The organism is Mangrovimonas sp. ST2L15, assembly GCF_001280515.1.
Taxonomy (GTDB): Bacteria; Bacteroidota; Bacteroidia; order Flavobacteriales; family Flavobacteriaceae; genus Mangrovimonas; species Mangrovimonas futianensis.
Genome location: NZ_LBIQ01000030.1, coordinates 440,657 through 465,229 on the forward strand (window position 1 = coordinate 440,657; position 24,573 = coordinate 465,229).

Below are 24,573 nucleotides of genomic sequence, written 5' to 3' on the forward strand. Positions count from 1 at the left end.
AGTTTCTTACTTTTTAAAATGTAATCATCGCTGTAAAGGCAAGCATGGATTGATTTCCTTTTACTTTACCATCATTTCCAGTAAGATCCAAACTGTCTTTGTTTAATCTGTTCAACATGTTTGTGAATCCGTAGATGTATTGTGCTTTAATTCGGAAATGGCTAAAGCCTGCTGAAAGTCCGACTGCTCCATCTACATTAAAATTGTTGATATCGGTAATATCTTCCGCCAAAAGATTCTCATAGTTCTTAATAAAAAACCCTTCTTTACTGTCATCCTTCATTTCCATGTCGCTGTTATATTGAATCATAGGACCTAAATCCAAAGTCAAAAAACTCTGAACAATTTTAACATGCATCAACAAGGCAATTTGAGCTGTAAACACTTTATATTTTAGGTATTCCTCATCCATCCCAAATTGTAATGGCGTAGCCGCAATACCAACGTTATTTTCAGCCAATTGAATGGTGTAACTCATATTGTACCACTTATGTGGTAGGTCAACAGTAGCAGAAGCTCCTACCATCCAACCATCTTCTTTTTGGGTTTCAAAATTATCGGTTAAAATGTCATATTGTGTGATACCTCCATAAATTCCAAAACCATTTTTAATGGCATAAGTTTTATGTTGGGCCGTTGAAATTGTAACAAATCCTACTATAAATGCTACTAATAAGGTAAGTTGTCTTTTTTGCATTGTTCTTACATGAGATTTAGACAAATATAAACTAATTTAGATTTTATTGTTAAAAATGTTAAAACCACCGCCATGTCCATTCTTTTAGTTCCATTTTTTGTTTTAGGATTATTAATTGTTCTGCTATCTTTTTTTACTGTCAAACAGCAATCTGCAGCCATTGTTGAACGCTTTGGGAAGTTTCAAGCCATTGCACAATCGGGATTGCGATTCAAGATTCCTTTAATTGACCGTGTTGCTGGCAGATTGAGTTTAAAAATTCAACAATTGGACGTTATTGTTGAAACCAAAACACTTGATGATGTATTTGTAAGATTAAAAGTATCGGTACAATTTGTAGTTATCAAAGACAAAGTATATGATGCTTTTTACAAATTGGATTACCCACACGACCAAATAACCAGTTATGTGTTTGATGTGGTACGTGCCGAGGTACCTAAAATGAAACTCGATGATGTTTTTGTTAAAAAAGATGATATCGCTATAGCCGTTAAAGCTGAATTGAACGATGCCATGTTGGATTACGGATTTGATATTATTAAAACCTTGGTTACAGATATCGATCCTGATGCACAGGTTAAATCGGCAATGAACCGAATTAATGCCGCTGAACGCGAAAAAATAGCCGCCCAATATGAAGGTGATGCCCAAAGAATTTTAATCGTTGAAAAAGCTAAAGCTGAAGCCGAAAGTAAGCGTTTGCAAGGTCAAGGTATCGCCGACCAAAGACGTGAAATTGCACGCGGACTGGAAGAGTCTGTAGAGGTTTTAAATCGTGTCGGTATCAATTCTCAAGAGGCCTCTGCTCTTATCGTTGTAACCCAACATTATGACACCTTACAATCTATAGGTGAAGAAACCAATAGCAACTTGATTCTTCTACCAAACTCTCCTCAAGCAGGAAGTGATATGCTAAACAATATGGTCGCTAGCTTTGCTGCCAGCAATCAAATTGGTGAGGCAATGAAACGCCAAAGAGAAGAAAAAGAAGGTAAAGAATAATGCTCATAAAGTACAAGAAATCCTGGGTTATAGGCCATTTTATCTTTGGCAGTATTTGGTTGGTATTTGGAATTATATTTGCGCTTGATACCATCAACTGGATTCCTTCCTTTTATGCCATCATGGCTATCTATTACATAGCAATGGGTTTCTACCTTTGGTATTATAACTATCTAACCTTAAATAAGGATGCCATTCAAATCAATGGCTTTTTAGGTAAAAAGATGAAATGGGAAGACATCAAAAACATCTCCCATTTTGCAGGTGAAATAAAGGTTAAAACCGAATCCAAGAAAATGGTTATATCTAAACAATTTGTTGATTCTGCCACTTTTAAAACCATAAAAAACTATCTTAAAACAACCTATAAAGGAGAACTCTCTATCTAGTGTTCTTCTTTATAGGTTTCTAATTGGGCTTTTAAGCTATTCAAATACTCTTGAAGTTCCTTGTTGCCAACTTTTGGATGGTCTATGCTGGGTATGGTGTCTGGATTTTCATCCAAATATTGATATAATTCGGGATAGTGCTCTTCTATTTCCCTAGTTAAATTAGAAATTTCTGTTAATAAATCTTGTGTGTTTTTCATGATACAGACATTTTTGAATGTAAAATCTTAAGTTAGGAAATTCCTAAGGAACCTTGAAACATTTATGTTTTATTTAATGTTTAAAAGGATGCCTTTCCTCCCATTTTTTTGTTGGGTTCATTAGTTTGAAAATCTGTCGAAACAAGGCATTCAGAAGCAAATTGGTATGCTTCATAAAAACAACCATAGGTAAAGCCTCAGCACCCACAGAGCTTTTTATTTCCATAGCTGTTCTGGCATACACCACGTTTTGAAATCCTTGGTTGATTCCATAGGCAGCCATATCATAGAGCATGTTTAAATACAGTTGATAGGTATATTGATAATTAGGATGGTAACCTAAAAAGTAGGTTTCCAGCTGGCTTTTGTTAATTAATAGCGTGTAAAACCCTATTAATTCATTGTCCAGAAAATATCCATAAACTTTAAAGGCATCCTTTAATTCCGATTTGAGGGATATAAAGTGATTTTTAGGAAGTATAAACGTATTAAAAGAGGCATTGTCTGAAACCGTTTTGTAATATTGATATATGGTATCACTTAATGTCCTTACCTGTTCTATATCCAATTCCTCTTTACGGATGTTTTTAGCCTTTTTCAGAGCTGTTCGGTATCGTCTTAGGTATTTCTTGTTTAAGTCGGTTAAATAGTCATCAAACGTCTTCCAATGATCCTTTACTTTCAAAATCATATTAGGTTGAACTTCTACCCTGTTTAATTGTTCTTTTGTATACACCCTGGAGTTACCAAAAGGTACTTGATCTGAAAAGTAATCCTTCCAAAGGATGACACGAATCTTCTTATGATTTTCCATTTTTATTTTTAACCTCAAATCGTTTAAGGCTCGTATGATGGCGTCACAAAAATCATCCTTGGAAATTTCTTTGGTATGATAAAGGCTATGTTGTCCAGTGTGAGTCATATTACCAACAACCAACATATTTCCCCTTAAAACAATTGATAAAATATTTTTTAGAGAACGTAGAAAAAAGCCGTCTGTACGCTCTCTAAACATATCTCTCAAATACAATTCGATTCTCTGAATAATGGCAATTCCAACTAATCTTTGCTCCTTAAAAACGCCTACATAATACCAAGAAATATTATTGGGACTGGCCAACTCCATGGCTTTTAGATAACTCTCCTGTAAGAATAAATCATTCTTGGATAAAACCGACCACGCTTCTGGAAGATCTTTAAATGAGTTGTATAATTTGTAAGTTGTCAAAAAATCAGAAACGTCTATAAGGTATCTTTATCATGGAAATGAATTTTCTTTTCTTATTTCCATCCACAAACTAAGGCACCAATAAGGGTCAAGCAAATTACCCAATATCCACTATTAATAAGAATGTATTTCCAACTTTTTCTTTCAAACAAAGCAATGGTGGCAATCATGGGAAATGCAAAGAACAAACTGGCCAAGAAACCATGTAAAGCTCCATGTTTAAACGTTCTGTAAACGTTTCCATAATCATCCATAAAAGCTTGAAATGAAGGTAATGCATTACTTGGATCACCACCAACCATACTTATAGCCCCAGTTTGATGAATGGTTAAAAATTGCATTTCCATAGAAATCATAAATGCAAACAAAAAGGACAAACCAAAAATAAGTGCCATATTACCAGCCTTTACTTTCTCTTCTGTAAGACCTGCAGCTGTCATCCATGCAGATCCAAATACTTTAGGATTATAATAGATAAAGCCTACTACAAAGGTGGATGCCGCAGCGACAACCAATGCTAAAAAATTAATTTCCATATCGCTATTATTTAGTTAGTTACATTTAAAGATATGAAATTTCATCATTCAAAAGCCTCCAATAAAAAAACCCGGAAAATAATTCCGGGTTCATAATGCTATAAAATCTTAAATTTAAAGGTTAGCCGTTTCTGCTACCAAAATATCATTGGTATCTTCCTGAGCCTTTTCAATAAATTCTAAAATATCATCATGCTTTTCTAGGCCTTGTTCCAAAAGCACTCCCAACGCAATAGCAGTAGCTATTCTGGTTCCAACTTTCTTAGCTGCTGTTCCAAATAACGGTTGCAAATCTTCATAAGAAACTTCCTTGGCGAGCATCTTAATTTCTTCTTTTACCTTTTCTTGTTTATCCGCTGGATAATTCGTGTATTTCTTTCCTAATTGTTTAATAACCTCTATTGCTGGTCTTTTGTTTTGCTGAGGCTTTTGTTGTGTTTGAGGTTTAGGTTCTGCAGGTTTGGTTTGTTTGGCCCAATTATCTCTTAACCCAACTGTTTTATTAAATACCAAGCTATCCGCGGTAGAATCATCATCTACATTAAAATAACCCAATCTTTGAAATTGGAACCTATCTCCTGTTTGCGCCTCCGTTAAACTTGGTTCCACAAAGGCTTCAATCACCTTTAAGGAATCTGGATTTAAGAACTCCATAAAATCCTTTTCTTCATCCGTATCTGGAGCTTCATGCATAAATAATCTATCATATTCACGTACTTCCGCCTTTACAGCATGCTTGATAGACACCCAATGTAACGTTCCTTTTACTTTTCTCAAACTAGCCTCAGTGCCACTACCACTCAAACTTTCAGGATCATAAGAACATCTAATTTCTGTAATATTTCCATTGGCATCCTTTACAACACTTTCCCCTTTGATGATGTAAGCATTTTTAAGTCGCACCTCTTTTCCTAAGGTAAGTCTAAAATATTTACTGTTGGCTTCTTCTTTGAAATCGTCTTTTTCAATATATAATTCTTTTGAAAAAGGTACTTTCCTGAAACCAGCACTTTCATCTTCCTGATTGTTTTCTGCTTCCAACCATTCAACTTGATCCGAAGGATAATTTTCAATAACCAATTTAATCGGATCCAAAACAGCCATTACCCTAGGTGCCGTTTTATTTAAATCTTCACGAATACAAAATTCCAATAAGGAAACATCAATAACATTATCTCTTTTGGCTACTCCTACCCTTTCGATAAAATCTCTAATGGCAGCAGGGGTATATCCTCTTCTACGTAAACCAGAAATGGTAGGCATCCTCGGGTCATCCCAACCTTTCACTATACCCTCTTGAACCAATTTGAGTAATTTTCTTTTACTCATTACGGTATAACTCAAGTTCAATCGTGCAAATTCACGTTGTTTTGGCAATAATGGTAATTCTTCTTGAGAATATGGATAAACACTTTCCTTAAACCAGTTGTATAATTCTCTATGTGGTTTAAACTCCAAAGAACAAAGTGAATGGGAAATTTGTTCAATGTAATCGCTTTCTCCATGGGTCCAGTCATACATTGGATAAATGCACCAAGTATCTCCTGTCCTATGGTGATGTTTCTTTAAAATACGGTACATGATGGGATCCCTCATCAACATATTGGTATGCGCCATGTCAATTTTTGCTCTTAAAACATGTGCCCCTTCATTGAATTCGCCATTTTTCATTCTTTGAAACAAATCCAAATTTTCTTCAATCGATCTATTTCTATATGGTCCATCCACCCCAGGAACTGTTGGAGTTCCCTTTTGTTCGGCCATAGCCTCACTCGATTGGGAATCTACATAAGCTTTTCCCTCTTTGATAAGTAAAACAGCCCAATCATAAAGTTGTTGAAAATAATCTGAAGAATACAATTCATTGGCCCAAGTATAACCTAACCAAGATACATCCCTCTTAATAGCATCTACATATTCCTGTTCTTCTTTAGCGGGATTGGTATCATCAAATCTTAGATTAACAGGAGCATTATACTTTTCTCCCAAACCAAAACTAATACCAATGGCTTTAGTGTGTCCAATATGCAAATACCCATTAGGTTCTGGTGGAAACCTAAACCGTAAATCATTTTTTGGCAATCCATTTGCCAAATCCTCTTCTATGATGTGCTCTAAAAAATTTAGAGATTTCTTTTCTTCAGACATAAATGCTTAACTTATTCAAACTGCCCAAAATTAAGCAAAATATAAACTTAAGCGAGGGTTTTTGTTAAATACAGAATGATTATTTTTATAAAAAATTAAAAGCCATGTCTCATATCAGTTATACCTGTCCTAAATGTTCAAACAAAACATATCAACTTGGGCAATTGAGAGCTACAGGAGGTACACTCTCCAAAATTTTTGATGTTCAAAATCAAAAATATACTTCCATAACTTGCAAAAGATGTAGTTATACCGAATTTTACAAAGCCAAAACCAGTGCTTTAAGTAATATTTTTGATTTATTTACAAACTAATGGGAGTCATAACATTACAAAATATCAGGGTCTTTGCGCATCATGGATGCTTGAAGGAAGAAACCAAAATTGGTAGTGATTATCGTGTGGATTTGGAAATTGAAGCTGATTTAAAAAAATCTTCTAAAACAGATCAACTATCTGATACAGTGGACTATGTTTTTTTAAATAAGGTCGTTAGAGAAGAGATGAAAATACCATCCCACTTACTTGAAACGGTAGCCAAACGTATCTTACAGCGCATCCTTAAAGAAGATAAACTTGTTAAAAAAGCAACGGTTTGGGTCAGTAAATTAAATCCGCCTATTGGAGGTGATGTTGAAATGGTTACAATAAAAATGACCGAAAAGAAGAAAAAATAAATGGTAAATGGGGTAAAAACGTAATTTTTGTTACATTTGCAATCCATTTTAATGGCGTCTTGGCCGAGTGGCTAGGCAGTGGTCTGCAAAACCATCTACAGCGGTTCGAATCCGCTAGACGCCTCAAGAAAGCTTCTAATATTAGGAGCTTTTTTCTTTTTTATCAGTCAAGTGGGTTGATTTGTTCGAATTTCTCTTTGATCATCTCCTTTTCTTTCGGGAAAAAACCTTGTGCCAATAACAGAAGGCCAAATCCCATAATAACCAAAGCGACTATTTTTTTGGTTTTAAAAATAGCTCGAGGATTCAATCTGTTTTTTAAAGTTTTAGCAATAGAAATCTTGACTAGATCTACTAAAAAATAGGTAGCTAAAATAGTAGCTAAAAAGACAAATAAATCCTGATTGGTTTCAGTCAATGAATTTCCTATGACAATAAAACCCAACCATCCTAAAAGTACTCCAATGTTTATAAAATTAAGTAAGAACCCTTTAAGGAATAGCTTTTTAAAGTTCTTTTTAATCTCTACCCTATGATATTCTCTCACTATTTCCCTAAAAGATTTGGAAGTTTTTATAAAAGAAATAAAGCCATAAACAGCCAATAGAACGCCTCCAAAAACAAGAAAATTAGGGTCATCCTTTATTTTATCAAGGAGTTTGGTTGTACTATAAAAGGCAACTAAAATGAATAAAACATCGGCCAGTAATACTCCAAAATCAAAAATAACCGCACTTTTAAATCCTTTGGTAGCACTGGTTTCCAACAGAACAAAAAAGACCGGACCAATGGTAAATGATAAGAGAATACCAAATGGAATGGCCGCTAAAATGTCATCTAACATAAAACCCTGAAAAACTTTCTAACAAAGTTAGAAAAAATATATGGTACCCTAAGAAGAGTTATTGAACCTTTACAGCAGTACCCGTAATAGAAACCAATAAAAAGGTACTTTGAGGAAACGTTTCTATATCTATTTTTATTCCTACAACAGCATTAGCAGACAGTTTGGAGGCATTTTCCTTTAATTTTTGAAAGGCTTCTTCCTTTGCTTCATTTATACTTTCTTCCAAGGAAGCAAAATAGGTTTCCTTTTTAAAGGTGAATGTCGTCTTTTGGGCATTTACCGATACCCCTGTAACAATACCTAAATAATCAATAATTTGATGGCTTTCAATGCTATTGGTTGTGCTTAATATCATTTATTGATCTTCTAATTTACCCAACAAAATAAAATCCAAGTGCTTTTTAACCAAATCGGTATTTTTCACTTTAACCACTACTTCATCACCCAATTGATACATGTTTTTGGTTTCCCTTCCGATGATTGCAAATTGGCTTTCATCAAATTCATAATAATCGTCACTGATATCACGAATTCGAACCATACCTTCGCATTTATTTGAAATTATTTCTACATAAACACCCCAATCGGTAACCCCAGAAATTACACCTGCAAACTCTTCATCTTTATGATCCTGCATAAATTTAATTTGCATGTATTTGATGGAATCCCGTTCTGCCTGGGTTGCTAAATATTCCATACTGCTGCAGTGGCTACACTTATCTTCATACACCTCTTCACTTACTGATTTACCACCATCTAAATAGTGTTGCAATAAGCGATGTGCCATGACATCTGGATACCTCCTAATAGGAGATGTAAAATGGCTGTAATATTCAAAAGCCAATCCGTAATGACCAATATTGAACACTGAATATTCTGCCTTACTCATACTTCTTATGGTAAGTGTATCTACTAGGTTCTGTTCTTTCTTACCAACCACATCTTTTAATAAGTTATTTAAAGAGGCTGTGGTACTCTTTCTATCCTTGAAGTTAAGTTTGTACCCAAACTTACCAACTACGTTTTGTAGAGCCGCTAATTTGGAATCATCTGGTTCGTCATGGATACGATAAACAAACGTTTTTTTAGGTGATTTTTTACCTACAAACTCTGCAACCTTTTTATTGGCTAAAAGCATGAATTCCTCAATCAATTTATTGGCATCCTTACTGCTCTTAAAGAAAACACCAACTGGATTATTCTCTTCATCCAAATTGAACTTCACCTCCACTTTATCAAATGAAATAGCTCCTTGACTCATGCGTTTACTTCGCATAATTTTAGCCAAATCATCCAATTTCAAAATGGCATCTGCAATAGATTGATCTGCTGTATAGGCTTTTCCAGTAAGAGAGACCTCTTCAGGAATGTTATTAGATTTCGTTTCTATAATAGCTTGAGCTTCTTCATAAGCAAACCGAGCATCGCTATAAGTTACAGTTCTTCCAAACCACTGGTTCTTAACTTCAGCCTTATCGTTTAATTGAAATACTGCTGAAAAGGTAAATTTCTCTTCATGTGGCCTTAGGGAACAAGCAAAATTAGACAACACTTCAGGAAGCATTGGTACTACCCTATCTACCAAATAAATACTGGTACCACGTTCATAAGCTTCTTCATCTAAAACGGTATCAGGCTGGACATAATGGGATACATCGGCAATATGAATACCAATTTCATAGAGCCCATTATCCAATACTTGGAATGAAAGCGCGTCATCAAAATCCTTAGCATCCTTGGGATCAATTGTAAACGTAAGGGTTTTACGCATATCCCTTCTTTTTGCAATTTCTTCAGCTGAAATGGACGTATCAATTTTACTTGCAAATTCCTCAACCTCATGAGGAAATTCATAAGGCAACCCATATTCAGCTAAAATGGAATGGATCTCCGTCTGATGGTCTCCTGGTTTACCTAAAACTTTTAGAATTTTTCCATAAGGAGAATCTGCTTTTTCTGGCCAATCTTCAAGAGAAACCAATACTTTATCCCCATCTTCAGCCTTATTGGTTTTATTGATAGGTACAAAGATGTCCTTGTACATTTTGTTGCTATCAGGTATGACAAAGGCATAATTACTATGTAATTGAACGACTCCAACATATTCACTTTTCTTACGTTTAATTATGTTGGTAATCTCCCCTTCTAGCTTCCCTCTTTTTCTTCTTTTGTATAGATAAAACTCAACTTCATCACCATCCAATGCTTTGTTTACATTATTAGATGCAACGTAAACATCATCCTCAAAGTCATCACAAATGATATAACCAGATCCTTTTGCTGTAATATCTAGAATTCCCGAGTAGTATTGTGTGGTAATAACAGCTTTAAACTTGCCTCTTTCTACTTCTTCAATCTCTTGCTTCGCTTTAAGTTGCGCTAGTTTCTTTATAATTTGATTCCGGCTACTGGCATCATTAACTCCAAGTTTAGCCGCAATTTGTTTATAATTGAAGGTTTTATTTCGTTCTTTTTTCAGAATACTCAAAATAGTTTGGGCCAAATTACCTATACCACCTGAGCTATTTCTTTTCCTTTTCTTTCTAGCCATAAAAAACTGATTCAAACAAATCTACTGTTTAATATATTAAGAAAAGAGCTTTCGTTAAAAGTTTATCCACATTTAATATCATATTTATTTTTCTTATTTAAATTTTTTAAAAGAATAATGATAATGATTATTGCTTGTTAATAGTTAGAATAACTTTTTTAAAAAATATTTTGAAAACACATAGTTTACGTTCTATTAATAATTAATTAACAAAGGTTATTGATTTAAATAGTTCATTATTAGCTTAATGTTAAATACTATTAACAACTGTTGAGAACGCATGTTAATAGTTTCATCTTAATAAATTGTTAAAGAAATGGATGTTGATATTAAAAATTTAGCTGCTGATAACTTAGCTAAAAATTGTAGAGTTATTTTTTTGATATCAGGATTTAAATTCTGTTTGGAAATTTAATTGACTTTTGAAAATTTTTCTTTTAGAAAGAAATTAACAGTTATTAACAAGTTATGAATACTAATAACAACAGTAACTAACAACCTATAAAATTTGTAAACAGTTTTGAAGGGGCGTTTTACCACATTTTGTACCTTTACAGCCTTAATTTATTTGCCAAAACTATGAAAATCTCTATTGGAAACGATCACGCTGGAACCGATTATAAATTTGCTGTTATTGAGCACCTTAAAAGTAAAGGTATAGAAGTTACTAACTATGGAACCGATTCCAATAGTAGTGTTGATTACCCTGATTTTATACACCCTGTTGCTAATGATGTTGAAAAGGGACAAGTTGATTTTGGTATCATTATATGTGGTAGTGGAAATGGGGCTAATATGACAGCTAATAAACATCAGGGTGTTCGCTCTGCCTTATGTTGGAATAAGGAGATTGTTCAATTAGCAAGAGAACATAATAATGCTAATATTTTAAGTATTCCAGCAAGATTTACGGCTTTGCCTCAGGTGTTGGAAATGGTCGATGTCTTTTTGGAAACAGCCTTTGAAGGTGGAAGACACCAAAATAGGATAGACAAAATTCCTGTTTCCTGTTAATGGGGCACCAACATTCACATAACCATTTAACTAAAGATACTAAGGACAGGAATCTGATGATTTCTATTGTTCTTAATATTTTGATTACTGCTGCTCAAGTAGTGGGAGGTCTGGTTTCTGGAAGTTTATCTTTATTAAGTGATGCGCTTCATAATTTTAGTGATGTCATTTCACTTATTGTGAGTTATATAGCTTCAAAACTAAGTAAACAAAAAGCTTCGTTTAATAGAACTTTTGGTTATAAAAGAGCCGAAATTTTGGCAGCTTTTGTAAATGCATCAACCCTTATCATTGTTGCTTTTATATTAATTAAAGAAGCTATTAATAGGTTTCAAGATCCGCAAACCATAGATTCTGGTTTGGTTATTTGGCTAGCAATCTTGGCAATTGCCTTTAATGGGTTTAGTGTCTTGCTTTTAAAAAAGGATTCCAATCACAATCTCAATCTCAAATCCGCCTATCTACATTTATTAACTGATATGTTGGCTAGCGTAGCGGTTTTGGTAGGTGGTCTTTTAATGAAGTACTATGAGTTATTTTGGGTGGATAGTTTGTTAACTTTGTTAATAGCTCTTTACCTTATTTGGGTGGGATTTGATTTGCTTAAATCCTCTACTAGAATGCTTATGTTGTTTACCCCAGATTATATTGATATCAAAGAAGTGGTGCGTACTGTGAATAAACTGCCTAAAGTAAAAAAACTACATCATGTGCATATCTGGAATTTGAGCGATCATGAACTTCATTTGGAAGCACATTTAGATTTAGAAGAAAATATGTCGATCACCGAATTTGATGAACTTCTTCACAGAATAGAGATGGAGCTGCATGAGAAATTTGATATCAATCATGTTACAATTCAACCAGAATTTGATAAAAACGACCCTAAAGAAGTCATAGTACAAGACTAATGTTAGAGATTCAAATAAAGACTTTTGATGAGTTGCAAACCAAAGAGCTATATGATTTGCTTCAATTAAGAAGTGAAGTCTTTGTGGTGGAGCAGGATTGCGTATATCAAGATATTGATGGAAAGGATCAAAAAGCACTTCATGTTTTGGGTTATTATCAGAACCAATTGGTAGCTTATACCAGACTCTTTAAACCTGGTGATTATTTCGAATATTCTAGTATTGGTAGGGTGGTAGTTAAAGAGTCTTTCAGACAATTTGGTTTTGGGAAAGACATTATGAAGGCTTCCATCAAGGTGATTGAAGAGGATTTTAAAGGAAAAGTAATAAAAATATCTGCCCAATGTTACCTTAAAAAATTCTATAATGAATTAGGGTTTATTGAGGAAGGTGACACCTACTTGGAAGATGGTATTCCTCATATGGCAATGTATAGAAAGCTTGAAGCTTAATACATTTTTGAATTATCTAATTATTTTTTTCCTAATTTCAACATTGTAAATAAATCAATATTTACAACCTATCTTCAATATTAAACTAATACATAAGATATATAAAATTGAACTTATATCTATGAAAATCAAAATTTCAGCAATATTATTTTTTACCTTTTATATGTTTGGATTTGCTCAAAGAGACAGATCCAATTGTCCCAATTTTATAGGAGAGAATTTAAATGGAATTGAGAAACATCCAGATTGGAAAATTTTAGCGCAATCAACAGGAGACTTAAATAAGGATGGTTTAGATGATGTAGCTATCATTCTAGAATCAAAGGATAGTATTCAGGTTAAAAAATGTTCTAATTGTAAATTAATTAAAAGCAAACCTAGAGTTATTCTGGTCTTATTCAATCAAGACAGTAAACAAACGGTTGTCATTCAAAATAATGAGTTCATAGCGAGAGGGGATGAGGGTGGCATGGTTAATTATCTTGAACCTGAATTATCAATCAAAAATGGATGGCTGAATATTTTTTATCAATATACACGATCACATCAGTCTTATACCTTTGAATTTAGAAATAACCAAATGGAACTTATTTTAGCTGAATCGGTTGGTGTACATTCAGCTAGTGGTGATTTTGAAAGTGATAAGTTTGACTTTATAAAAGGAATATTAACCTCGGAAACTGGAAATATATCCCAAGAGAAGAGTAAGAAAGAAATCTTCAGATTGGATATCCAACCTAAATCACTTAACGAATTTGGAGAAATGTATGAATGGGAAGTATTTGAAAATAAATACTTGTAAAGTATTGTAGTTTAATCTTTTAACTAACTTTATACTGACCTGATAAAAGGGATCATTTACTAAAAACATAAATCATGAAAAAGTTGCAATACTCTTTAGATATTAATGCCCCAGCAGAGAAAGTGTATAACACCATGCTTGGTCTAGAAAACATCGAAACTTATAACCTATGGACAGCTGAATTTAATCCCACTTCCACTTATGAGGGAAGTTGGGAAAAGGGATCAAAAATTTATTTTGTTGGGACCGATGAGAATGGCAAAAAAGGAGGTATGGTCTCAGAAATTGCAGACAATATCCCACACAAATTTATTTCCATTCGTCATTACGGAATTTTGGATGGCGACAAAGAAATCACTGAAGGCCCAGACGTTGAGAAATGGGCTGGCGGATTGGAAAATTATTCCTTTCAAGAGGAAAATGGAGTGACAACAATAACGGTTGAATGTGATATGACTGAAGATTATCAGGATTATTTTGATACCACTTGGCCAAAGGCTTTAAAAAAACTCAAAGAACTTTCCGAAAACTAGAATTTTTGTGGAATTTAATGAATGGAGAATAAATTATTTAACCTCGGAATTCAAAAAGGGATATCCTTTTTATAATAGGATGGAGCATAAAGATCCTACAAGTAAATGCTTGATAATAAAACTTCGGTATAAAGCTTTGGATTGATCTAATTTTGAAGACTTAAAGGCGAAATAAACAAGAAATGCAAAGTTAAGAATGGTAATAATACTTAAGATGGTTCTGTTGTGATAAAATAGAAACAGGGCACAGACCAAAATACATAAACAAATAACTACATACGATTGTAAAACCAACCTATCAATAGATTGGTCCAGTGCTTTGTTTGCAAAAAACATGGTACTTAAACCATATAGAATCAACATGGCTTGTTCGTTCAAAGTACCTTTAGTATATAGAAAAGTAAGAAATATGGTAAGTAGAATGACCAATATTTCGGTCAAGTAGTGATTTAAAAATTTATTCATTGAGAAAATTAATTGTTGTCGCCAACATAGGTAATTAAAATTTCGACTCTTCTGTCAAATTTAGCTTCGCCACCAAGTGGAAATTTGCGACGAAGTCCCACATATTTCATACGTTTTTTATCAACACCACTTTTGGCTAGATAATCATAAATATACTTGGCACGAGCTAGGGATAAATTGCGTTTTTTTGTTTTTCTATCTACCGCATCCCTACTGTATTTGGTACAGCAAACATGGCCTTGAATGGTAAAGTAAATATCATCACGTTCTATTAAAACCTTAGCGATATCATCCAGTACGGGCTTGGATTCTGGTAACAGTGTCGTATAACCTGTTTTAAACAAAATATTGTTTAAAGTTACTTTATCGCCAGTTTTTAAATCACCATTGATAATTTCCCGAAACTCTTGGGCCTCTTCCGGTGTCGTTTTCTTTTCTTTTCGAGGGGGGTCATAGGGATGCACGATAATTTCAACCTTTCGGTTCAAACCACGGATTTTCTCAACATTTTCTTCTTGAACAACTTTAAGTAGAATTTCACCTTTACCATCAACGTTGCTTATTTTGGAATCGTCCAATTCGTTGTTTGAAAATATGGTTTTTATGGAATTGGCACGTTTCTGAGACAGATCCAGATTGTAGTTGGTACTTCCACGATCATCACAAAAACCATAAATAGAAACACGCTCTATATCTACGGTGTCTAAAGTTGAAATAAAAAGTAATAACCTGCTTCTTTCAGTTTCAGGAACATCAAATTGATCAGTTTCAAAATAGACCACATGGTTAAATTCCTTTTGGGCTAAGGCATTGAAACTACAAACAAAAATCCATATAAAGAGTAGGTTTTTCATTGTATGCTACGGATAATAGCAATTAAATATAGTAAATTATTAAAAATTAACCCTTCTTCAATCTCAAATAATCATAATACGTCTCCAAATTTGAAAGAATCTCAGTAGATTTCTTTATTTCGGGGTTATGATTTTTATAATAATCATACAAACCTTCTCTGTAAACGTAGCGTTTTACTATTTCGTCGGTTAATAGCGATAGTATTTGATCCTTATTTTGATTGATAGCAAGCTCCTTAGAGTTATTTAAGGTTTGCAACAATTGGTTGTATTCATTTTTGATATTATCCTCTAAATCTTCTTTTATGGCTTTTTTATGAACCTCACTTAGTGCTTTTTCTGTTTCTGTTACGAAGGAAAAGTCATTTGATTTAAGATATTTTTTGAAATCCTCAAAATCAGAGTTGCCTAATTTAAATTGACCGATGTTTTCTAGATTGGGATGTTTGTAATAATAGTTGGTTGCATAATCAAAAATCAGGAAATCATTTAAAATGGCGTCTGTGACCGCAGAATTCTTACTAATTTCCATAGCTTCATCTGGTTGTACACCACCTCCATCATATACCTTTCTACCTCCTTTGGTTTTAAATTCGTTGTAGTTCTTTTTGTCAATTCTTACGGCATTTCCTTGTTCGTCCCTATGCCAATAATCTAATGCTTGAATACAGCGACCAGAAGGCGTATAATAGCGTGAAATGGTTATTTTTAATTGGGTACCATAAGTTAAAGGTTTGGGACGTTGTACCAATCCTTTTCCAAAACTTCTAGAACCTACAATGACAGCACGGTCTAAATCCTGAAGGGAACCAGATACAATTTCACTTGCCGAGGCACTACTGCCGTTGATTAAAACAACCAATGGGATTTCAGTATCAACTGGATCTTTAGAAGTATAATAGGTTCTATTGAATTTTTCCACTTTGGATTTGGTCGTAACTACCAATTGACCTTTTGGCACAAATAAGTTCACAATGTTAACAGCTTCATGCAAAAGTCCTCCTGGATTTCCTCTTAAATCCAAAATCATTTTTTTGGCTCCTTGAGCCTTTAAATCCCTAAGTGCATAAGAGGTTTGTGCAGAAGCTTTGGTATTAAAAGCATTCAAAACAATATAGCCTGTTTTATCGTTGATCATAGAAAAATAGGGTACTGCATCAATTTCAATTTCAGAATGTTTGATTTCGGTGGTGTATTGTTTTCCTTGTCTCACATAGGTCACATTGGCCGAACTATTAGCCGCCCCTTTTAAAAGCTCCCCAGCATCGTCCTTAAAGTCGGCCACAACGGTGTTGTTTACCTTGATAATTTCATCTCCTGCCTTTAAACCTGCTTTATCGGCAGGATATCCTTGGTAGGGTTCCACAATCAAAAGTTTATCCTTCAAAACCCTTACTTTGGCACCAATTCCTGTGTAATCTCCAGTGCGTCTTATCTTTTCAGCCTCTACATCCTGTTCGTTATAGAATTGGGTATAGGGGTCCAAATCTTCCAACATGCTTTTAATGGCTTTGTCCATCAAATCAGCTGGATTGGTCTCATCTACATAACTCATGTTTATTTCCTTAAACAAGGTGGTGAAGATTTCCAATTGTTTAGCTACTTCAAAGAAGTCATTTTTAAAGGAGGAGGCAGTAACCAAAATAGCTAATGCCAGTATGGGGATTATGATACGGGTCTTTAATAATCGTTTCATAGCAGTACTAATCTTTATGGATGTGTTTTAAAAATTTGGAAAACAACTTTTTAGAAAGGTCATTTATTTCATGAAAAGTTAGTTTGTCTTTCCCAATGTACAAAATCATAAACGCATATTGCTCGTCAATGTTGTTAAATATATCCCATTTATTTAATCGATAAGCTTCCCTTAACAAGCGTTTTATGTGGTTTCTGTCTACGGCTTTTTTAAATCTTTTTTTGGATACAGAAACACCTACTTTACAAGGAATGTCATCTTCAAAATGGGTTTTTATGTAAACCATCCGAAGGGGATAGGCAGAAACACTTTTTCCTTCAGAAAAAAGGGCTTCAATCAATTTTTTGCTTTTTAGTTTTTCAGCCTTGTGATAGGTATGATTCATGAGGCAAAGGTAGGCATGTCTGATTTATAAATAAGATAAAAGAGTTTAAAGGTCTTTGGTACTTATTATTTTTACTTGATGCTGTTTTAAATCCTTAAGTGCAAAATCTAAAGTTTCTTGAGCAATAGCCTTGGTAGCATCGCTAATGAAATAGGTTTCAAACCCTTCACTCTGCGCATCTTTGGCGGTGTAGTAAACGCAATAGTCTGCCGCTAATCCGCAAACATAAACCTGTTTGATGCCTTTTGATTTTAAATAGGCTGAAAGTCCTGTATGATGGCGTCTACCATTATCAAAAAAACCGCTGTAACTATCTGTTTTTGGATCCATACCTTTTCTGAAAATAGCAGAAACAGCATTCATATCAAGAGTTTCTGAAAACTGCGATCCTTTACTTCCTTGAATACAGTGGTCTGGCCATAATACTTGTTTAATTCCAAAAAGATCAATCATATCAAACGGTTTTAAACCATCATGATTGGAGGCAAAACTCAAGTGGTTTGGAGGATGCCAATCTTGAGTGGCTACCACCAGGTCAAATTGGTTTTGCAATTGATTTACAGTGGGAACGATGGTGTCTCCTTCTGGAACGGCCAAAGAACCACCAGGTAAAAAATCATTCTGTATGTCAACAAGTATTAACGCTTTCATTTCTTTTGATTCTTTAGGTCATCTCTTAGTACTTCTACGGCTCTACTTATACCCACTTTATAAACATGCGGATTATCAAAACGTTTGTGTTCACGAGGAAGTAACTGTAAGTTTTGTTTAGCCATTTCTGCGATTTCCTGAGTGCTTTTTTTGGCTATGGATCTCTTACCTTGATTCATAACTTCGCGCAACATGGGTTTCCCTTGTTCTGATGCAATAGCCATAGCTTTATGGGGTTCAAATGGATGTACCATTTCATTGGGTGTTTGTTCTGTTTCCATGGCAATAGCATCTCCCATATAAAGCCCATTAGGATTCAAATAACGATATACCTGCTTTGATCCAGGAAGATTCATTTTTTTAAGGTTTTCTGAAATTTTGATTCGTGGAATCCCATCAAAACTACACAGTTTATAAACCCCGTCAAGTGCACCGTTAGAGCGACCAACTACCAAATTTGTTCCCACGCCATAAATGTCTATAGCGGCTTCCTGTTCCTTCAAACTTCTTATCACATGCTCGTCCAATTGGTTTGAGGCTGCGATTTTCACCTCAGGAAAACCTGCAGAATCCAGCATGTTTCTGCAAGTTCGCGATAGGTACGCCAAATCACCACTATCCAATCTTATGGCAGCCAATTGATGTCCTTTTGATTTTAAATGTTTAGCTACTTCAATTGCATGAGGCATGCCACTTTTTAAGGTATTGTAAGTATCTACTAATAAGGTGCAATTATCAGGAAAGGTCTCGGCATAGGCCATAAAGGCGGTTAATTCCTCATCGTAAGACTGTATAAACGCGTGGGACATGGTACCAGAAATGGGAATTTCAAATTCCTTTCCTGCCAATACATTAGAGGTACTATCAAACCCGCCAATATAGGCAGCTCTTGAAGCCAATAATCCAGCATAACCTTGGGAACGGCGCAAGCCAAACTCTGAAAGGATGGCTTGTTTTCCTGCCACATAACGAACCCGACTCGCCTTGGTAGCAATCAGTGATTGAAAGTTAAGAATATTGAGCAAATATGTTTCAATAATTTGGCACTCTACCACAGAGGACGTAACAGATAGAATAGGGGCAAAGGGAAAAACCACTTGGCCTTCTTCCATGCTTTTTATATGTCCTCCAAAGGAGAACCTACCCAAGTATTCCAAAAAGTCTTCCCTAAAACCTTGATCCTTGAGGTAGGCCAGATCATCTTTGGTAAAAGAGACTTTCTCAAGCCAATCTAAAACCTGCTCCAAACCGCAGAATAGAACATAACCACTTTCAAATGGATTTTTTCTAAAGAAATAATCAAAAGTGGCCACGGTGTTATGCTTTCCATGGAGAAAGTAAGATTGCGCCATGGTAAGCTGATATAAATCTGTATAAAGACCAGAGGATAAATTCATGTGGATTTAATTAAAAACTAAAAGCGGATACTATGATTATCATAATATCCGCTTAAAGATAAGGATTACTCTGTAAATTATTCTTTTTCCTTGGAGTTGTTACTTGGATTCACATCTGCCATCCTTCCTTTAGGGTCTATGGCAACTGACTGAACCTCTTTTTTAGCAGTAAAGGTATATGTAGGGTAGGCCCAAGCCCAATCTGACATAATAGTTGCGTCTGTTGGTTTTTCACCGCGCATAATGCGTAAAGGAATGTATATATCTTCGGTTGAACCATCGGTGTAGGTTACTGTAAGATCCATAGGCATAGGCATTAACCCAATACGCTCCAAAGTAACTTCTTTGCCAGCAATTTCTTTTACTCCATAATCAATGGTGTTGGTTGTTTGTCCAAAATCAACCAAATACCAATCCAGTTCTAAACCTGATACTTTCTCTGCCACACGAATAAAATCCATAGGTTTTGGATGCTTGAATGACCAATCATCGAAATACTGTTTAATGGTTTTGTTGAGGTTTTCTTCACCCATGACATAACCTAATTGCGCCATGAAAACCTCTCCTTTAACATATGCGGCCAAACTATAAATTTGGTTGAATGCATATCGGTCTGCGTGGGTGGTAAGAGGTTGCTCTCTTCCAGAGGTTGCCAAATAAGCGTAGTATTTATAGGAATTTGAGAAAGGATTCTCTTTGCCTTCATCCATCACTTCATTCATGGCGACATCACTGATATAACTTGTAAAACCTTCATCCATCCATTCGTGACGCACTTCATTGGTAGCCAACAAAAACTGAAACCAAGTATGAGCCATTTCGTGGGCAGTGGTACCAATAAGACCACCAAGTTTACTGCCTCCTGTAATTAAAGTACACATGGCATACTCCATACCGCCGTCACCACCTTGAATTACAGAATATTGTTTGTATGGGTATTTCCCCACATGATTACTATAAAAAGTGATAAGATCAGCAGCTTTGGGCTGAAGTTTTTTCCAGTTTTCTTGAATGGAATCTGCTCCTTTGTAGAAGAAATGGAGCATAGGACCATTTTCTACTTGAAGTTTATCATGAACATATTCAGGGTCTGCCGCCCAAGTAAAGTCATGTACATTAGGTGCTACAAAATGCCAAGTCAAGGTTTTACCTTTTACTTTTTTAGCTTTTCCAGATTGGTAACCATGACCAACTTCTTCTGGATTCTGAAGATATCCTGTTCCGCCAACAACATAATCTTTGTCAATCGTCAAGGATATATCAAAGTCACCCCAAACACCGTAAAATTCACGTCCAATGTAAGGGTCTGCGTGCCATCCTTCATCATCATATTCGGCCATTTTAGGATACCATTGGGTCATGGAAAGAGCAACGCCATCTTTGTTGTTTCTACCAGAACGACGAATTTGTACAGGAACTTGTGCATTGAAAACCATATCAAAGGTTACTTTTTCCCCAGGTTGGATAGGCTTTGCTAAATCAACCTCTAAAACAGTTCCAACTACATTGTAGGTAAGGTCTGTGCCATTTTGTTTTAAAGAAGATACTTTTATAAAACCGATTTCGTCTTCCTTTAATTTACTAATACGATCTCCAACTCTAGAATCTGGATCAGCAATCGTACGTGAACGTAAATCCATTTCACTTCCGGGTTGGAAGGCATTAAAATAAAGATGATAGAATACTTTATTCAACACATCTGGAGAATTATTGGTGTACACCAAGGTTTGTGTACCATCGTATTGATAGTTGTCCACATGCATGTCGATATTCATTTTGTAATCCACGTGTTGTTGCCAATACCCAGCCTTAGGCTGTTCGACAGGTGGGTCTATTTTTGCAAATGAACTTAGAGAAAAACTAAGCAAGATGAGAAAAAGTGTCTGTTTCATAAAAAATATCAAATGTTAAAAAATAATCGGGAGGCAATTTATAGGTTTTTTGTAAAATGCCACTTCTATAAAAAGTTAATTTATTTAAAATTCAATGTCCCTCAGACTTTATTAGAGGCATCCACGAGATAAAGTATGAAGGAAAATGAATGCTATTTTTGATTAAAGATAAAAAAAGCCCATCCAAACGGATGGGCTTTTAGTATAAGTTAAAATAAGATTATTTTATCTTAGAAGCTACGATTAAAGCGTTGTAGGCATTAGCCATTTTTTCGCTTTTTGATAGATCTCCAAAAGGTCTAACATCATTTGCATCACCTCCTACTACAACTTTAGTGTTGATAGGTAAACCAGAGCTCAAGATGACATCTTTAACTTGTGCTGCGGTCAAATTAGGGAAATAAGAACGAACCAAAGCAACAACTCCTGCTACAGCTGGAGCAGCCATTGAAGTTCCTCCTTTTGTATCGTATTGATCTTTAAATGGTACTGTTGAATACACACTTGCCCCTGGTGCAAAAACATCTACATTGATTTTTCCGTAGTTTGAGAAACTAGCAACCATATTAGATCCATATTTAGGAGCCAAAGCACCAACTGTAATGAAATTGTTTGAAACTTCTGGACCGTTATCGACTTGATCGTTTGGATAACATGCTTTTTTATCTAAGTCAATACCTTCATTACCTGCAGCATTTACAAAAACCACATCGTGTTCTCCTGCATATGCAATAGCATCTCTCACCCAATCACTATGTGTTGCGTAGTATTTTCCAAAACTTCCGTTGATTACTTTAGCACCATTATCAACTGCATATCTGATAGCCAAAGCGATATCCTTGTCATACTCATCTCCGTTAGGAACCGCTCTGATGCTCATAATTTTCACATTGTTTGCAACACCGTTAGCTCCTAAACCATTGTTACGTTCTGCAGCAATGATACCAGCTACGTGAGTTCCGTGGCTTTCACCTTCTTCACTAGGAGTTACATTTCCATTTCCATACCCTACATCAGTCAGGTCATCCACGTTATCTCCTGTTTTTCTACCATTGAAATCCTTGTTAAGGTTGTAATCCAATTTATCAGAGAAGTAATCCAAACCTCCTTGCAATTCTTCTAATGCTGCCTCAGCAGAATCCAAACCATTGCTGTACATGTATTTCATCATGCTTACATAGCGGTTTAATTCTTCATCGGTAGAAGTAATGCCATTTACATCTTCTGGTGTGTAATCTTTTTTACCCAAATGAGCTGCAATGGCTTTGTCTGCTGCTTCTACTTGTTTGAATATTTGTTCGTATTGTGTTTTTTGAGCAACAGTTTTTTGATATTCTTTTTCATATTCCTCTTTGGCTCTTTCAAAATCTGGGTGAGACGTATCTCCTTTAGCCAAGATTCTTACATATTCCAATTGCTCATCGTAACCATCACCTAGGAAATTCCAACCGTGTACATCATCAACATACCCGTTTTTATCATCATCGATACCGTTTCCAGGAATTTCTTTTTCATTGGTCCAAACCACACCATCCAAATCTTCGTGGTTGATATCAATACCACTGTCTATAACAGCAACAATTACGGTTTGTCCTTTATTATCCTTAATAATTTCTGAATATGCTTTATCCACACTCATACCAGGAATGGTGTCTTTCACCAAATCCAAATGGCCCCAATTGTGTTTTTCACTTTCGGTAAGTTCTGAGACTTTTAGAGGGGTTGTGTCAACGTTTTCAATTGGTGTAGAAACAATATCAATACCAGAACCGCAACTAGAAAGAATTGCGGCAGCAACTGCTGAAAACAATACAGGTTTTAATACTCTCATTTTTTTGAATAATTTTTTAATTAGTTAAATATGTCATCACAACTAAATACTTCATTGACTCTTACACCTTTATCCGTGTTTTGAACTGTAATGATTTCATTGTGTGCATCGTGCTCCAAAAATAAGTAATAATTGTTACTTGCTGCCAAATTGAGAAACTTTTCTTTCTCGTCTAAAGTCAAGAGCGGCCTAGTATCATACCCCATGACAAAAGGAAGAGGTAGATGACCTACAGTAGGTAACAAATCGGCCATAAAACAAATGGTTTTGTCTTGATAGTGAATCATAGGAATCATTTGCTTGTCTGTATGACCATTTGCAAAGAAAATGTCAAATCCCAATTCTGACGATTTTAAGATATCCTGCTCAGGAAGTGAGACATGTTTCAAATGTCCGCTTTCCTGCATAGGAAGAATATTTTCAGTCAAGAAAGAAGCTTTTTCTCTTCTATTAGGTTCTGTGGCCCATTTCCAATGATCTTGGTTGCTCCAAAAAGTAGCATTCTTAAAGGCTGGTTCGTAACCTGTTCGGTCTTTATTCCATTGAATACTCCCACCACAATGGTCAAAATGTAAGTGTGTCATAAAAACATCGGTAATATCGTTTCGGTGAAATCCATGTTCTTTAAGAGCCTTATCAATAGAATCGTCTCCCCATAGGTAGTAGTAACCAAAAAATTTGTCTGATTGTTTGTCTCCCATTCCGGTATCAATCAAAATCAAGCGGTTTCCATCTTCAATAAGAAGGCATCGCGCTGCTATATCAATCATATTATTGCTATCTGAAGGATTGGTTCTGCTCCAAATGGATTTTGGAACAACCCCAAACATGGCACCGCCGTCTAATTTGAAGTTCCCGGCGTTAATTGGGTATAAATTCATAATTATGTAAATTAATTCATCTGCAAAATACTAAAACATCCCCTATTTTTTAGTTTGAACAATAAGATATTAGCCCTATTTTAACATTACAAAACAGTCATTACAGGGTGATGGTTTTTAAGGGAAGAAAAAAACATTTATTTTTATAGAAAAGGATTCTTATGAAACCATCAGTTAAAAACCCGTTGAAGATAAAAGAGATGAAACTGCTTAGGTTTGGAAGGGATTTTAAACCGGATGAGCAGATTATCCTGAGAGATTATTTGGCCATTGAGCGCACTAGATTGGCAAACGAACGCACCTTGCTTTCCTACATAAGGTCCTCACTTTATCTTTTACTTGCTGCTATGGCATTCTTTCAACTTAAAAATTATGCCGATTTTAAATATGTGGCATTCATTTCCCTAGGGTTTAGTTTTATATTTTTTGTGATTGGAATTTATCGGTTTATACTCCTAAAAAAAAGTTTAAAGCGGTTGTATTACTTATCTCAAAGCAAACAAGAACAACATGATTCCTAATTGAGGTTTAATTC

Annotated in this window: 27 protein-coding genes and 1 tRNA gene; 11 read left to right on the forward strand and 17 right to left on the reverse strand. The window is 35.0% G+C overall.

The window, feature by feature from the left end; all coding sequences use genetic code 11:
• Positions 1–13 precede the first annotated feature (13 nt).
• A complete protein-coding gene (locus ZA07_RS05865; RefSeq protein ID WP_053970791.1) occupies positions 14–697 on the reverse strand; it encodes a hypothetical protein in 684 nt (227 codons plus the stop codon).
• Between the two features lie 72 nt (positions 698–769).
• Between ZA07_RS05865 and ZA07_RS05870 the strand changes: the two genes are divergently transcribed.
• Both ZA07_RS05870 and ZA07_RS05875 read left to right on the forward strand, forming a co-directional pair.
• Complete coding sequence (locus tag ZA07_RS05870) at positions 770–1,699, forward strand: SPFH domain-containing protein (RefSeq protein WP_053970792.1); 930 nt, start codon at positions 770–772, stop codon at positions 1,697–1,699.
• Positions 1,699–2,088, forward strand: coding sequence for a hypothetical protein (locus ZA07_RS05875; RefSeq protein ID WP_157492075.1), 390 nt, complete (start codon positions 1,699–1,701; stop codon positions 2,086–2,088). The genes ZA07_RS05870 and ZA07_RS05875 overlap by 1 nt, the downstream gene beginning before the upstream one ends.
• On the opposite strand, the gene ZA07_RS05880 is transcribed toward ZA07_RS05875, so the two are convergent.
• The 4 genes from ZA07_RS05880 to ZA07_RS05895 form a co-directional block, all read right to left on the reverse strand.
• Positions 2,085–2,288 (reverse strand): hypothetical protein, encoded by a 204-nt coding sequence (locus tag ZA07_RS05880; RefSeq protein WP_053970794.1) that lies wholly within the window; start codon positions 2,286–2,288, stop codon positions 2,085–2,087. The two genes, ZA07_RS05875 and ZA07_RS05880, sit on opposite strands and share 4 nt — an antisense overlap.
• Before the next feature lie 73 nt (positions 2,289–2,361).
• Positions 2,362–3,516, reverse strand: coding sequence for a GNAT family N-acetyltransferase (locus ZA07_RS05885; RefSeq protein WP_053970795.1), 1,155 nt, complete (start codon positions 3,514–3,516; stop codon positions 2,362–2,364).
• Between the two features lie 53 nt (positions 3,517–3,569).
• Entirely contained in the window at positions 3,570–4,052 is a 483-nt protein-coding gene (locus ZA07_RS05890) for a DUF1761 domain-containing protein (RefSeq protein ID WP_053970796.1), read from the reverse strand.
• Between the two features lie 114 nt (positions 4,053–4,166).
• Positions 4,167–6,200, reverse strand: coding sequence for a glutamine--tRNA ligase/YqeY domain fusion protein (locus tag ZA07_RS05895; protein WP_053970797.1), 2,034 nt, complete (start codon positions 6,198–6,200; stop codon positions 4,167–4,169).
• A 104-nt stretch (positions 6,201–6,304) separates the two neighbouring features.
• Between ZA07_RS05895 and ZA07_RS05900 the strand changes: the two genes are divergently transcribed.
• The 3 genes from ZA07_RS05900 to ZA07_RS05910 all read left to right on the forward strand — a co-directional run bounded on the left by ZA07_RS05900 (position 6,305) and on the right by ZA07_RS05910 (position 7,000).
• Entirely contained in the window at positions 6,305–6,514 is a 210-nt protein-coding gene (locus ZA07_RS05900; protein WP_053970798.1) for a zinc ribbon domain-containing protein, read from the forward strand.
• The gene (gene folB / locus ZA07_RS05905) at positions 6,514–6,876 is read left to right on the forward strand and encodes a dihydroneopterin aldolase (RefSeq protein ID WP_053970799.1); all 363 of its coding nucleotides are present in this window, start codon (positions 6,514–6,516) and stop codon (positions 6,874–6,876) included. Before ZA07_RS05900 ends, folB begins: the two co-directional genes overlap by 1 nt.
• 53 nt (positions 6,877–6,929) lie before the next feature.
• Positions 6,930–7,000 (forward strand) — tRNA-Cys (locus ZA07_RS05910).
• Between the two features lie 39 nt (positions 7,001–7,039).
• On the opposite strand, the gene ZA07_RS05915 is transcribed toward ZA07_RS05910, so the two are convergent.
• From ZA07_RS05915 to rnr, 3 genes are read right to left on the reverse strand one after another with little or no spacing between them, the layout of a single operon-like run.
• A complete protein-coding gene (locus ZA07_RS05915; protein WP_053970800.1) occupies positions 7,040–7,720 on the reverse strand; it encodes a LysE family translocator in 681 nt (226 codons plus the stop codon).
• A 58-nt stretch (positions 7,721–7,778) separates the two neighbouring features.
• Positions 7,779–8,078: a heavy metal-binding domain-containing protein gene (locus tag ZA07_RS05920; protein ID WP_053970801.1), complete on the reverse strand. Its 300-nt coding sequence runs from the start codon at positions 8,076–8,078 to the stop codon at positions 7,779–7,781.
• Positions 8,079–10,274, reverse strand: coding sequence for a ribonuclease R (rnr, locus tag ZA07_RS05925; protein WP_053970802.1), 2,196 nt, complete (start codon positions 10,272–10,274; stop codon positions 8,079–8,081).
• Positions 10,275–10,853: 579 nt separating this feature from the next.
• Here rnr and rpiB point away from each other — a divergent pair.
• The 5 genes from rpiB (at position 10,854) to ZA07_RS05950 (ending at position 13,986) form a co-directional block, all read left to right on the forward strand.
• Positions 10,854–11,288 carry a ribose 5-phosphate isomerase B gene (gene rpiB / locus ZA07_RS05930; RefSeq protein WP_053970803.1) on the forward strand — a complete coding sequence of 145 codons (435 nt, stop codon included), beginning with the start codon at positions 10,854–10,856 and terminating at the stop codon, positions 11,286–11,288.
• Entirely contained in the window at positions 11,288–12,199 is a 912-nt protein-coding gene (locus ZA07_RS05935) for a cation diffusion facilitator family transporter (protein WP_053970804.1), read from the forward strand. The genes rpiB and ZA07_RS05935 overlap by 1 nt, the downstream gene beginning before the upstream one ends.
• Entirely contained in the window at positions 12,199–12,651 is a 453-nt protein-coding gene (locus ZA07_RS05940) for a GNAT family N-acetyltransferase (RefSeq protein ID WP_053970805.1), read from the forward strand. The genes ZA07_RS05935 and ZA07_RS05940 overlap by 1 nt, the downstream gene beginning before the upstream one ends.
• Positions 12,652–12,772: 121 nt before the next feature.
• A complete protein-coding gene (locus ZA07_RS05945; protein ID WP_053970806.1) occupies positions 12,773–13,453 on the forward strand; it encodes a hypothetical protein in 681 nt (226 codons plus the stop codon).
• Between the two features lie 74 nt (positions 13,454–13,527).
• A complete protein-coding gene (locus tag ZA07_RS05950; protein WP_053970807.1) occupies positions 13,528–13,986 on the forward strand; it encodes an SRPBCC domain-containing protein in 459 nt (152 codons plus the stop codon).
• A 69-nt stretch (positions 13,987–14,055) separates the two neighbouring features.
• On the opposite strand, the gene ZA07_RS05955 is transcribed toward ZA07_RS05950, so the two are convergent.
• The 9 genes from ZA07_RS05955 to ZA07_RS05995 all read right to left on the reverse strand — a co-directional run bounded on the left by ZA07_RS05955 (position 14,056) and on the right by ZA07_RS05995 (position 24,038).
• The gene (locus ZA07_RS05955) at positions 14,056–14,451 is read right to left on the reverse strand and encodes a hypothetical protein (protein WP_053970808.1); all 396 of its coding nucleotides are present in this window, start codon (positions 14,449–14,451) and stop codon (positions 14,056–14,058) included.
• A gap of 8 nt (positions 14,452–14,459) precedes the next feature.
• Positions 14,460–15,305 carry an OmpA family protein gene (locus tag ZA07_RS05960; protein ID WP_053970809.1) on the reverse strand — a complete coding sequence of 282 codons (846 nt, stop codon included), beginning with the start codon at positions 15,303–15,305 and terminating at the stop codon, positions 14,460–14,462.
• Between the two features lie 46 nt (positions 15,306–15,351).
• On the reverse strand, positions 15,352–17,001 hold the full coding sequence (locus ZA07_RS05965; protein WP_053970810.1) for a S41 family peptidase: 1,650 nt from the start codon (positions 16,999–17,001) through the stop codon (positions 15,352–15,354).
• Positions 17,002–17,008: 7 nt separating this feature from the next.
• A complete protein-coding gene (rnpA, locus tag ZA07_RS05970; RefSeq protein ID WP_053970811.1) occupies positions 17,009–17,386 on the reverse strand; it encodes a ribonuclease P protein component in 378 nt (125 codons plus the stop codon).
• A 45-nt stretch (positions 17,387–17,431) separates the two neighbouring features.
• Positions 17,432–18,037, reverse strand: a complete 606-nt coding sequence (gene pncA / locus ZA07_RS05975; protein WP_053970812.1) for a bifunctional nicotinamidase/pyrazinamidase — start codon at positions 18,035–18,037, stop codon at positions 17,432–17,434.
• Positions 18,034–19,434: a nicotinate phosphoribosyltransferase gene (locus tag ZA07_RS05980; protein ID WP_053970813.1), complete on the reverse strand. Its 1,401-nt coding sequence runs from the start codon at positions 19,432–19,434 to the stop codon at positions 18,034–18,036. The genes pncA and ZA07_RS05980 overlap by 4 nt, the downstream gene beginning before the upstream one ends.
• Before the next feature lie 77 nt (positions 19,435–19,511).
• Positions 19,512–21,326, reverse strand: a complete 1,815-nt coding sequence (locus ZA07_RS05985; protein ID WP_053970814.1) for a M1 family metallopeptidase — start codon at positions 21,324–21,326, stop codon at positions 19,512–19,514.
• A gap of 220 nt (positions 21,327–21,546) precedes the next feature.
• Positions 21,547–23,157, reverse strand: coding sequence for a S8 family peptidase (locus ZA07_RS05990; RefSeq protein WP_053970815.1), 1,611 nt, complete (start codon positions 23,155–23,157; stop codon positions 21,547–21,549).
• Positions 23,158–23,177: 20 nt separating this feature from the next.
• Positions 23,178–24,038: an MBL fold metallo-hydrolase gene (locus ZA07_RS05995; RefSeq protein ID WP_053970816.1), complete on the reverse strand. Its 861-nt coding sequence runs from the start codon at positions 24,036–24,038 to the stop codon at positions 23,178–23,180.
• Positions 24,039–24,199: 161 nt separating this feature from the next.
• Here ZA07_RS05995 and ZA07_RS06000 point away from each other — a divergent pair, with 161 nt between their 5' ends.
• Positions 24,200–24,559, forward strand: coding sequence for a DUF202 domain-containing protein (locus ZA07_RS06000; RefSeq protein WP_231628641.1), 360 nt, complete (start codon positions 24,200–24,202; stop codon positions 24,557–24,559).
• Positions 24,560–24,573: the final 14 nt, after the last annotated feature.